Annotated in this window: 8 protein-coding genes and 1 pseudogene; 2 read left to right on the top strand and 7 right to left on the bottom strand. The window is 34.9% G+C overall.

Annotation, left to right across the window (positions count from 1 at the left end; all coding sequences use genetic code 11):
- Positions 1-259 precede the first annotated feature (259 nt).
- Positions 260-703, bottom strand: a complete 444-nt coding sequence (locus tag ABD814_RS06850; protein ID WP_344911612.1) for a VanZ family protein — start codon at positions 701-703, stop codon at positions 260-262.
- Positions 704-859: 156 nt separating this feature from the next.
- Positions 860-1,960, bottom strand: coding sequence for a plasmid pRiA4b ORF-3 family protein (locus ABD814_RS06845; RefSeq protein WP_344911610.1), 1,101 nt, complete (start codon positions 1,958-1,960; stop codon positions 860-862).
- Between the two features lie 410 nt (positions 1,961-2,370).
- On the opposite strand from ABD814_RS06845, the gene ABD814_RS06840 reads away from it, so the two are divergent.
- Positions 2,371-3,474 carry a beta family protein gene (locus tag ABD814_RS06840; protein ID WP_344911608.1) on the top strand — a complete coding sequence of 368 codons (1,104 nt, stop codon included), beginning with the start codon at positions 2,371-2,373 and terminating at the stop codon, positions 3,472-3,474.
- Between the two features lie 14 nt (positions 3,475-3,488).
- Here the strand turns inward: ABD814_RS06840 and ABD814_RS06835 are convergent, their stop codons facing one another.
- The gene (locus ABD814_RS06835; RefSeq protein ID WP_344911606.1) at positions 3,489-4,304 is read right to left on the bottom strand and encodes a sce7726 family protein; all 816 of its coding nucleotides are present in this window, start codon (positions 4,302-4,304) and stop codon (positions 3,489-3,491) included.
- 451 nt (positions 4,305-4,755) lie between these two features.
- On the opposite strand from ABD814_RS06835, the gene ABD814_RS06830 reads away from it, so the two are divergent.
- The gene (locus ABD814_RS06830; protein ID WP_344911604.1) at positions 4,756-5,823 is read left to right on the top strand and encodes a helix-turn-helix domain-containing protein; all 1,068 of its coding nucleotides are present in this window, start codon (positions 4,756-4,758) and stop codon (positions 5,821-5,823) included.
- Positions 5,824-6,393: 570 nt separating this feature from the next.
- Here ABD814_RS06830 and ABD814_RS06825 read toward each other — a convergent pair.
- The 4 genes and pseudogenes from ABD814_RS06825 to ABD814_RS06810 all read right to left on the bottom strand — a co-directional run.
- A pseudogene (locus tag ABD814_RS06825) lies at positions 6,394-6,918 on the bottom strand (NAD-dependent epimerase/dehydratase family protein); the annotation flags it as partial.
- Positions 6,919-7,790: 872 nt separating this feature from the next.
- Positions 7,791-8,138, bottom strand: coding sequence for a type II toxin-antitoxin system RelE/ParE family toxin (locus ABD814_RS06820; RefSeq protein WP_344911602.1), 348 nt, complete (start codon positions 8,136-8,138; stop codon positions 7,791-7,793).
- A gap of 2 nt (positions 8,139-8,140) precedes the next feature.
- Positions 8,141-8,386, bottom strand: a complete 246-nt coding sequence (locus tag ABD814_RS06815) for a type II toxin-antitoxin system Phd/YefM family antitoxin (protein WP_344911600.1) — start codon at positions 8,384-8,386, stop codon at positions 8,141-8,143.
- Positions 8,387-8,839: 453 nt separating this feature from the next.
- Entirely contained in the window at positions 8,840-10,000 is a 1,161-nt protein-coding gene (locus tag ABD814_RS06810) for a cobalamin-independent methionine synthase II family protein (protein WP_344911598.1), read from the bottom strand.
- Positions 10,001-10,063 lie beyond the last annotated feature (63 nt).

The following is a 10,063-nucleotide window of genomic DNA, read 5'->3' as shown; positions in this document are numbered from 1 at the left end:
AATATTCAATACATGACTTGCATATTTATTAGGGTTTTCATTCATTCTGTGCATTAATGCAACAGCTCCATAGCCCTTCATCCAATCATTCATTCACATAAGAAGCAAAGTATAGAGCTGTTTCCAACTAAAAAAAACGCAATTCACCTAGTTCAGGTAATCACGTTTTATGACAATAGCTACTGTAACAAATCAAAATTATTTCATATGCTATCTATTAAGTTTTGTAACAAACAGAGGCATTTTTCAATCAAGACACTCAACCTCTCAACAACTTTTCCAACCCTAAATATCCACTTATTCCTGCAATCGCACCTGTCGTATCAATCACGACATCCATCACTTGCCCAGCTCTTCCAGGAACAAATAGTTGATGGACTTCATCTGATATCGCAAATAGAACACAGATCGCCAAGCCAATAAAAATGCTCCTTAGACTCATCATTCTACTAGTTTTTAAAGCATTGATAACTAATATACCTAGGATAAAATAAGCAATAAAATGAGCGCTCTTTCGAATGATAAAATGAAAATGATCTGGATCAATTCTCAGACCCACTATTACCCTGTCAATCAAGACAAGAATTCTTTCCATAATCCCCGAACTTAAATTAGCTGATTCGACAGCAGGTTGGTGGGACAGATAAAAAATTAATCCCATCCACAAAATGACCAGTAACCATGAAATTACTCTTCTCATCATTGACTAAACACACCTATTCCTTAATTACTTAGATTAACAATAACCCAGATTGAGTCTGTTTTTATTTAACCGCTACGAATCTCATTTTCGATTACTTTACTACACTTTCAGATGAAATCATCCATTGAATCGCTACCTTTAACCTGAATTACCCCATCATACACGAATGGCCCTAGGTCGCATTTCCCAATCCTGCAGCTCAGGTGACCAAAACCTTGCCCATTCTTTCATTGTTTCATAGTCCGGATGATCAGGATTCAGCATAATCTCACGGAACTCAACAAATCCTCCAACACCACCAACATCTTCAGGCGGCGTTTGACCACTCGCTTCAAGCAAATAAGGTGATTCCTGATCGTAATCCTCAATCACACGCAAAAGCTTAATCTCATGCTCCCAGTTATCCCCCATATCATACGTATAAACCATCGTCTCGTGCTCTGGCATAAAATCAGCCAATACACGACCCTCGATTAAAACAATCTCTTCATCACCTGGCCAATACTCATCAAGCGGCTCCGTTAAGACCGTTGTTCGCTCACTCTTCTCATCAAAAAAAGTAAAATCATATAAGTGGTAATTCTTCCAACCAAACACAGACTGCAACACCTCATGCAACCTCGTAAATTCAAAATCTGCAGGCACAATGATCCTTCGCTCTGCTTGATACACATCTAAATCAAGCGTCACCATTAATTCAAAAGCACGATATTTATAAGCCTGTTTTCCAGTCAATTCAGTTAAAGCACTCACCATTTTCTGATAAGGATAAAATCCATCATCAGAATTACCTGAATAGTTGACAAGAAGATAATTATTTGACGCACCAACCGTATCACGGAACATCTTCTCAATCCCATTATACTCATGGCCAATATACACTGCAGTATCCAACCCCGCTCTTGTTACCCATGCCGCTGCCTTTCGATTACTATTGCGAGTAAACGTCACATCACCAGACAAAGCCATATACTCCTCAACTATCTCAGGGTTTATATTCATATACAACAACGTATTAGCAATCGCCCGTTTAATCATTTCCGGCATACCCTTCAGATCTTTTCGTTTAACCTGATAAACCGCCACAGTGAACCGAGTCGCATGATTCACCAAAACAAGCAAATCCTCCGCCCGCCGATTATCCCAGACTGTCGTCCAATTTGCCGTCCAAGTAAACAGTGGATTTTCCTCGTCATTAACAGGCTCTAACTCAACCCCCATCGCCTTCGCTAATTTTCCAGTCAGTGCTACTTGCATCACCCATCACCCTTTCCAATCTATTTTAATGATTATTCGTTAAAAATTCACCTACGAGAATCTTGCGGTCATGATAAAATTGCAAGTCACGCCAAGTGAGAGCATGTTTTCAAATTAATTTTGACTATAATACTCTTGAAAATAGTGTAACACAAAAATAGGCATCACTATTATTAATTTCTCTACGTAATTCTGAACATAACAGTTCAAGCTTATAAAGTAACAACTGTCTACTTTAGTTTAACAGTTACAATATAATTCACTAGTAACTAAATCATTGAATTACTTCAAATCTTTTACTAAATATGATATTATTTTTATATAATCAATTTTTTGACGTATTATGAAATTAAAATTTAACGTATAATGTAAGCCCTTACATTATACAGCTAATGTTGAGGAGGATATTTATGTACACCCCAATAATGAAGAATCGGACACAGGAAATGAAAGTTCTAAAAGATTTTCAATATTGTTTTGATGAATCGATTGTCCCACTGATTGAAATTATCACTGATAAATACGAGAAAAGATACAAAACAGACCCTAAAACAGGAAGATATCTGATGGAAAAGCCAGATGGAAATAGAAGACGCCAAAAAATTGCATTACCAAAAACAGAAGAAGATATTATAACGCTATCTGAGATTAGTGGGATTCTGCAAGAAAAGAAAGCTTTTATTGATTTCTTTAGATTTACTGATGAAGAATATAAAGGAGTAAACTATGATGTAAGCAAAGTAGAATTGTCATTTACTCTTAGTCGAGACAATAAGCTCTACCATAAGCGAATGCTAGAATTAGGGCAGTTTCCTAACTTGATCCCTACTATATCAATTAAAGATGAATTTGAGCCTAGCCTCAGGAATCTTACTAATTTCATAGATGAATTGAGAAAACAAAACGGCTCAATAGCAATTAGAATTACTGATGACCTACTAGAAAGGTATTCAGGCCTACTAACGAATCAGTTAACTGATCAAGATTTTATTATGCTAGATATTAGACAACAGAACTTCGAAGCTATGTTTATGGAGTTACAAGAGTTTAAGCAGCTGCAATGTCATGCTAGAAAAATCGTATTGAATTCACCTAGACTAAGAGAACTGTACAACGGAGAGTATGAAAACCTTGTTTTTACCCAAAAAATTAATAACATCTGTGCGACTAAATTTAATTCCTACAAATTTGATGGCTTCGGTGATTTTGCCGGATATAAAGATACTTTACCTTCGAGTACTGGTGGCGGGACTGGCAGCGCTCTAGCATTGATCTATTGCAAAGCAAAAAACCAATTTTTCTCTGTTGTTAATAAGAACAGTTCTTTAGGGATGAAAGGTTACAATTCAGTTGTAGATGACTTACTAAATAATAGAGCTACAATAGATCCAAACTTCGATTGCCCGATATTGACTAAAATAAATTCGGAAGCTAATAAGAAAAAGTATGGAAATTGGGGAACTTGGAATTATTATAGTATAGGTAGATATATCCATCAGCAAGCAACTAAATAATAGATCACTTCTGTTTATTGATACACTATTTCTGGTGCTATTGAATTTTTATAAAACCATTGATAGTCAATCTCTAGAATATTAGCTTGATTATCTAATAAAAACGCCCATTTGTCAGAAAATTTGTTTCTTAAGCATCTTTTAAATAATTGATTTATCTCTTTATTTGAGTATGCAACACCGATCTTTTCAATCATACTATCCTTACTACTTTCATTTTCACAATTAAAATAGGTTTCTAAATCCCTTTTAGTTAAGGTGCCTAATTGGATTTCAGGAGAAATTCGATTCGATTTTGTCGCATTTCTTTTCTTTTTAAAAACGTATCTTCCTGTTTTTGTTAAGTAATACGTGTATATCCCACATTCCTTTGGTACCTTATCATACATTTTGTCTAAATTTTTCTCAGAACAAATCAAATAAACCTTTTCAAAAGTTTTAAAATAATCAGTCATTTGAGATTCTAATCTAACCGGTGAATCCAGTTCAGTTTTAATTTCATAAGCTATACTGGTACCATTAATCTTGCACAAATCTAGTCTACTACCACCTACGTTTAACTCGAATACTGTTACATGATTTTTTGACTTTAATAATACATGATTTATGAAACTAGCCTTAATCGTTGTTTCATTTGGATAATGCCGTAACAAGTAATCATTAATAAATACTCTTGGCTCAATGTTATTTTCCACAAAAAAATCAGGAGAGATATTACCTTCAAAAATATTAAATATATTATCTTTAATTCGTTCATCACTTAACGCTGTTGAATAATTTTTGAACAATAATTGAGCATAATCGAAATAATTAATGTTTTTGTTAATCATTTATTAACCACTCCCACCTTAAAATCATTATACATATTACCAAACAATTCGTCCATCACACACCCGAAATTGACCTAAAGGGTTAATTATGTTAAAATATTCTTATTGAGAGGAAGAAAAAAATGCGTGTTTCATATTCCACAAGTAGACTAGAAAAGATACTTACGAATGAAAGGTTAATAAAAAGGCACTACACGAAGCAACATATTAAACTGAGGAATAGGCTTTCAGAACTTCGGGCAGCAATTTCATTAGCCGATATACCTTCAGACCCTCCCCCTAGAAGACACAAGCTAACGGGATCACTAAAAGAATGCTGGGGAATAGATATTTCAAGAAATTTTCGCATCATTATCAAACCACAAGGATCTTACGATGAACATGATCTGAGTACGATAACAGATTGTATAATTATTGATATTGAAGATTACCATTAGAAAGGAGAATAACCATGAATACTGAATTTCTTGTACCCACTGGATTTATCATAAAAGATTATCTGGATGAGTTAGATATAAATCAAAAAGAGCTCTCTTTAAGGATGGGATTAAGTGAAAAGCACTTATCTAACGTCTTGAACGGAAAATCTAAACTCACTGAAGAATTTGCCATTAAATTAGAAAAAATCATTCACGCAGCTCCCGCCTCATATTGGCTAAATTATGAAACTAAATACCGTGAATATAAAACAAGAAATGATTTAATGAATGACATTGATAAAAATGAACTTAAGGAACTAGATCAAAGATTCAAATTCTCTAGTTTGTTTTCTGAATTGGGCTTAAGTTTAAATGAGCAAGCAAACGAAATGCTTAAATTATTAAAAATAAGTAGTTTTGAACAGTTCAATTCAGTTTACGCAAATTTAAAGGTTAACTTTATGGAAGACGGAGGAAGAATAGAACCAATTGCAACTTGGCTAAATTTAGCTGAAGAGGAGGTTATCATTCAAAATGTAGACCTATCAGAGAAGAAGTATGATAAGAAGGATTTACTCGCTTCTCTAGACAAATTAAAATTAATCACTTTAAATCGTGATTACAAAAAATCAATCCAAAGCGCAAGAAAGTTTTTAAATCAATTAGGAATTTATTTAGTTTTACAAGAAGCCCTTCCTAACAGTAAAGTTAGAGGTGCTTTAACAACCTACCGAAAAAATCCTGCGATCTTCTTAAGCGATCGATTCAAGACACATGACCATATTTGGTTTGCTCTCTTACATGAAATTGGTCACCTTATTCATCACTACCCATTTAAGGAAGCAGTCGTTACAATGGAAGCTGATCAAGAAAGTGTTGACCGGTCCGAAGAAGAAAAGAAGGCAAATCAATTTGCACGTGACTTTTTCATAAACCAAACTGACTACGAAAACTTCACTTCTTTAAATAACTTTAACAAAGCAACAATTGAACAATTTGCAAACAGCCAAAAAGTTCTTCCAGGAATAGTAGTAGGAAGATTGCAACATGATGGTTATATTAACTTTAGTGACTTTAATTATTTGAAGAACAAAGAATAAACGCGAAACCCCATTGATTGCTCTAAAGGAACAGACACTAATACAAAAACACATTGCAATCAAGATCTACCAAGGGCTAAGTAATTTTGTGAACAGATGGAGCCATTTCAATGCACGAAAGACAGGGCTTAAAAGTAGCTGAAAGATAATTAATTAAAGCAAGTCAAGAAACATGAACGGCATAAGAATCGATATGAAATCGTGACCTTATGCCGTTTTGTCTTTATTCTATAGTGGTAAAGCACACCGCAAACATTGGTACAAACATTCGCAATACTACCATCAACGATATTTAAACAAAAAGTGTTCAATCTTATTGAGCAATAATTGACTACTTTAGTTTAGCAGTCACAACATTGTCGGTAACGAAAGATATATGTTCAATTTGTGTAAATAATGTAATAAGAGTAACCATAATTTCGATATTAGCGCGATTTCAGAGATTAAAATTTATATAAATACAAAAAACACCCAAAGATTTGTGTTATTTCACAAATCTTTGGGTGTTTAACTTACACAATAACAGTTGTCACTTTAGTTACTTCTTTTGATCATACGCCATATACTTATTCAACAAGTTGATGGTTTAAAGCCTGTTGCTTCTGTCAGGTCGTCAATATCAGCGTATGTTGCTTTAACGTCACCTGGTTGCATTGGTAAGAACTCTTTCTTCGCTTCAATGCCTAAATGCTTCTCAATCGTTTGAATGAAGTCCATTAGTTTTACAGGTTGGTTGTTACCAATATTATAGACCTTATATGGCGTATAGCTTCCGCTTGCTGTTGGATTTTCACGATCAAAATCTGGATTTGCCTTTGGTTGCTGATCGATCAACCGAACGATGCCTTCAACAATATCATCAATATAAGTGAAATCGCGCATCATCTCACTGTTATTAAAGACTTGAATTGTTTCACCAGCTAAGATCTTCTTAGTGAATGAGAAATAGGCCATTTCAGGACGTCCCATTGGACCATATACCGTAAAGAAGCGCAATCCTGTTGTTGGTACGTTGAATAAATGACTATATGTATGTGCCATTAATTCATTTGATTTCTTCGTGGCCGCATATAAACTGACTGGATGATTAACCGATTGAAATTGCCCCATTTATGTAACAAGAAAAGTGAAAATTACGTTCAATTTTAAAAGTGATTTTCAAGACACAGATATTTTAAAGTAGCGAGATACAAAATAAAGTACTAACGATATCGATAAAATGATTGATTTACACAACATTTTTATGTATGATTAATAATAACTGCTTATAGTATATAAATACTGCATTAAGTAAATAATAAAAGCTGTTAGTGCGCTAACACTAACAGCAATGCAGACTGCTTCGCTTCAAAGGCGATTGGCAGGGTAGACAAGATAATCCACCGAGCTCTCAACTCAAAGGTGGGTTATTTTTTTTGTTTATTTCTATAGTCAAGTGCCGTAAAAATCAAACCTGCAATACCAATACAAAGCATACAGGCCTCGTACACCGTCATAGGCACCCCTCCATTCTTACCCCAGGAGTGCCAACCACCTTTGAGTTAGCAATCTATCAAAATTAAGCCGATTTAAATCCTCTGTCAAAAACTCTCCATCGTTATTATGTCATTCACAATAATGATAGAAGCTCCCACCGTGCAAGAGCAACTATATGCCACTTCATAAATGCAAAAAAACACCCACCAAAAATGGTGGGTGGTTTTTGACGCTAAACTCAAGTGAAGTAAGACCCCACTATTACAAACCGGGCGAACCGATTTTTTCCTTTGCGGATAACCCTTCAATTTGACTAGTGAAAATAGGGATTGGCTTAACAATTTGGTCTGGTCTGCTCTGATTAGTTCTTGAAAGATCCATTAAAATAGGACTGTTATGAGCTGCAATGTTCCTAATATTTTTCGCACATATAGGGATCTGGTGTATATCCTTATATTTAACAGTTCTATTCTCCTGATGGTAGCTGACTTTTATTCTTGATCATTATATTCTTCATCAACAGATTTTAAATCACGTTCAAATAGCTGATATAAAAAGTCTTGGCGTTCATTTAATATTCGCACAATCCGTACTTTGTCAGAATCAATATAGTAAAAAACGTAATTCTTCTCAACATAAATATACCGGTAATTCGTTGGTACATCAATCATTTCAGCGAGATTAGTTCCTGAAAAAGGGAATTGTTTCAACCTATTAATTTGTACGAAAATATTCTGTAATATTTTCGTTGCACTCTCATCTCCCCAATTCACTTTAATTCGACTCTGAATTTGTTTTAGATCTTCTACAGCTTGATGTGAGTATTCGATCATAGTCATCACTAAAAACCGAACATGGATTCAACATCATCCGCTGAAATCCATCCTGAATCTCTTGCTGACTTCTCTCCTTGTGCAAGATTCGCAAGTAATTTAATCGTCGCTTTTAACTTATCAAGTTCTTCTAGTTTGATTATGGCGTACTCCCCTCGGCCATTTCTAGTCAAATAAACGGGGCTATTTTCCCTTACTTCATTCAGAACCTCAGTATAGTTCCTTAAATCAGAGACAGGCTTAATATTAGTCAAACTTATCAGCTCCTTTATTAATATTATATCTTCATTAGCTGTTAATAACAATGTTTATTAGCATGTTAATTTACAGCGTATATTTTGAGCTTTTATTAGCCGATTTGATTTTAAAGTTCTTTTTTCGAACAGCTTCTAACGCTTTTTTAGCATCTTTTAAACTTTCTCTTATCTCACTTATTTATGTAAATATGATTTCATTATGTCTAACACTTCTCAACTTTTAAAAATATAATTCACTAGTAACTATCACACATCATAAATTGACTCTGTCTGATGTAGCACCAACTTCAGACAGATTTTGAGTATTCACATTGAAATGTGTCCGATGTAGCGCTCACACCATACTTTCAAAACCAAAAAAAAGCCCCCACCAGAAATATATTTCAACATATTCCCACCAGGAGCTTCTCAACTCACCACACTATTTTCCTATCTCATTTAACATCAATCTCACTCACCAAAAAATTGTTTAGCCAAGCGTTGGCCTTGATCAATTTTTGCCCATTGCTCTTGTTCTGTTAGTTCATTTCCTCCGTCACATGAGGCAAATCCGCATTGATGTGAGAGGTATAGACGATCTTTATCAATAATCGTTGCTGCTTTTTCTAGTAAGTTTAGCGCGCGTGTTTCGTCATCTAACGTGTTCGTTTTTGATGATAAGAGACCTAAGACAATTTCTGTCGTTGGTTTATCTTTAAATACTTCCAATGCTTCAATGGAACCGGCGCGCTCATCGTCCCATTCTAAGAAGAAACGATCATATTTAAGTTGTTTTAAGAATAGGTGGGCAATTTTTTTGTATGAACCGCCACCCATATTACGAGAATCATAGTTTCCACGGCAGTTATGTGTCCACATTTTTAAACCTAGGCTGTGACCATAATCAATAATCGTATTATTTAGTTCAATGAAGTCAGCTGCAAGTGCTTTTACTTCTTCTTGGTTAATCTGCTCGCCCGTGTATGGCGAGTTTGGGTTATCGTCGGCAAAAATTGACCATAGGCAGTCATCAAACTGCAAGATCTTTCCGCCTGCTTTAACATAATCTGCAACAAATGTTTTATAAGCTCTGATTAAGCCCTGTTTTAATGCCTGTGCGTCTTGGTAGATGGATTCTTTACCACCGATGTTGTCAGACCATGATAACTCACCATAGATATGTGATGGTGATGGGACACATAGTTTCAGTGAATGATCTCCAGCTGCTTCTTTGAGTTGCTTGAAAATTTTAATAAAATGATGGTTTTGCGCGTCTAATTCAGCTGTAATTCTTAAGCCGATGTCTCTTCGTGTTTCATATTTTGCAGTGCCATCGAGGTCACAGAAGAAATAGCCGTGGTCTGCGATATAACGCTCAATACCTTGGAATCCCCAGACGAAATCTAAGTGCCATAATGATTTAGAAAATTCACCATCACTAATAACCGTTAGTCCGTGGTCAATTTGTTTTTGCACGACAGCTTTAATCGCTTCGGCTTCACATGCTTCATAACCTGAAAAATCAGCATAAAATGGATATGTAATATCATCCCGATGCTCAATTTTTTCTTTATAATCTAATAATCCTTGTGGTCTCAATAAACTACCGACAATTTGAAATCTTTCACTCATGATAAATGCTCCTCTGTCTTTTGATATTTATTTGAATCGTATGTTAATTATTAAAGCACATCA

The organism is Amphibacillus indicireducens (assembly GCF_039539605.1).
In the GTDB taxonomy this organism is placed as follows: domain Bacteria; phylum Bacillota; class Bacilli; order Bacillales; family Amphibacillaceae; genus Amphibacillus; species Amphibacillus indicireducens.
The sequence above is the reverse complement of the archived record's forward strand: the minus strand, read 5'-3'. Positions and strand labels throughout refer to the sequence as shown.

Bases quoted from the DNA above. Each gene is read 5' to 3' on its own strand.
- ABD814_RS06820 (WP_344911602.1), bottom strand. From the start codon at position 8,138: ATGACTATGATCGAATACTCACATCAAGCTGTAGAAGATCTAAAACAA.
- ABD814_RS06835 (WP_344911606.1), bottom strand. From the start codon at position 4,304: ATGATTAACAAAAACATTAATTATTTCGATTATGCTCAATTATTGTTC.
- ABD814_RS06810 (WP_344911598.1), bottom strand. From the start codon at position 10,000: ATGAGTGAAAGATTTCAAATTGTCGGTAGTTTATTGAGACCACAAGGA.
- ABD814_RS06830 (WP_344911604.1), top strand. From the start codon at position 4,756: ATGAATACTGAATTTCTTGTACCCACTGGATTTATCATAAAAGATTAT.
- ABD814_RS06850 (WP_344911612.1), bottom strand. From the start codon at position 703: ATGATGAGAAGAGTAATTTCATGGTTACTGGTCATTTTGTGGATGGGA.
- ABD814_RS06840 (WP_344911608.1), top strand. From the start codon at position 2,371: ATGTACACCCCAATAATGAAGAATCGGACACAGGAAATGAAAGTTCTA.
- ABD814_RS06845 (WP_344911610.1), bottom strand. From the start codon at position 1,960: ATGCAAGTAGCACTGACTGGAAAATTAGCGAAGGCGATGGGGGTTGAG.